Below are 1025 nucleotides of genomic sequence, written 5' to 3' on the forward strand. Positions count from 1 at the left end.
CACCCCCTCCCGCGTGAGCCGCACACCCCGGCCGGGGCGGGGCAGCGACCACCGAGCGCCCGTCCACGGGGAAGTGGGGCTGTAGTCGGCTTATGGGGCGGGCACAACCCCAGTGGATGATCGATTTCAAAAGGCTATCGGCTATCGGCTATCGACCATCGACTATCGACTATCGACACCGACCCAACCACCCGTCAACATCCCGCGCGATACGCCCCGCAGCCCCCGGCTCGCCCATTGCGGCCCGTCCGTCGGTTTGGGCCTGGGCGTAGCGGGCGGGGTTGGAGAGGAGCTCGAGCGCGGCGTGGGCGACGGCGGCGGGGTCGGGCTCGGTCAGGGTGAGGGCTTGGCCGAGCATGCGGCGCTGGGCCTGGGCGAAGGGGTGCACGTACTGGGGGCCGGGGGTGGGGAAGCCCACGAGGGGTACGCCGAAGCCAGCGGCCTGCTCGGCGGCGGTGCCGCTGGTGGAGAGGGCCAGGCGGGCGCCCTCGAGCGCCCTGCGGAAGGCGCCGGTCGCCAGATACGCCACGGTGCCGTCGGGGTGGGTGAGGCGCAGCACGACGCCCTGCGGCTTTCCTGTAGCCTCCTGGGACCAGCCGGGGAGGCGCAGGGCCCCCAGGTCCAGGCCTGCCCAGGCCACCACGGGGGTCAGGCCGGTTTCGCGCAGGCGGCGGCAGGCCTCGAGCATTACCGGCAGGCTGAAGTAGGCGTCGGGGCGGGAGCCGGGCAGCAGCAGGAGGTAGGGGGGAGGGGGCCCTAGGTCGGCGTCGCCGCTCGCGGCGTCGAGCATGGGGTTGCCCAGGTACTCGGCCCGGGGGACGCCGTGCCGCTGGAGCCAGGCGGCCCCTTCGGGCTCGCGGGGGTAGACCCGCGCGGCCGAGCGCATGAGGAAGCGCTCGAGGCCCACGTAGGCCTGGTCCACCCGCCGCCCCTGGCCCTGCCAGGCCCGCAGCGAGACCCGCGACTGCACGAGGAAGGTGGGGCGGCGGGCGAGGAGGCGGGCCACAGCCAGGGCGTAGACGTCG

The 1025-nt window shown here is 74.3% G+C and carries 1 protein-coding gene; it reads right to left on the reverse strand.

Annotated elements, in window-relative coordinates:
- Nucleotides 1-169: 169 nt before the first annotated feature.
- Nucleotides 170-1025: glycosyltransferase family protein (locus MEICH_RS24255; protein ID WP_036218460.1), on the reverse strand; the 856-nt coding region annotated here is incomplete at its 5' end.

Origin of the sequence: Calidithermus chliarophilus DSM 9957 (assembly GCF_000430045.1) — a bacterium.
Lineage (GTDB): Bacteria > Deinococcota > Deinococci > Deinococcales > Thermaceae > Calidithermus > Calidithermus chliarophilus.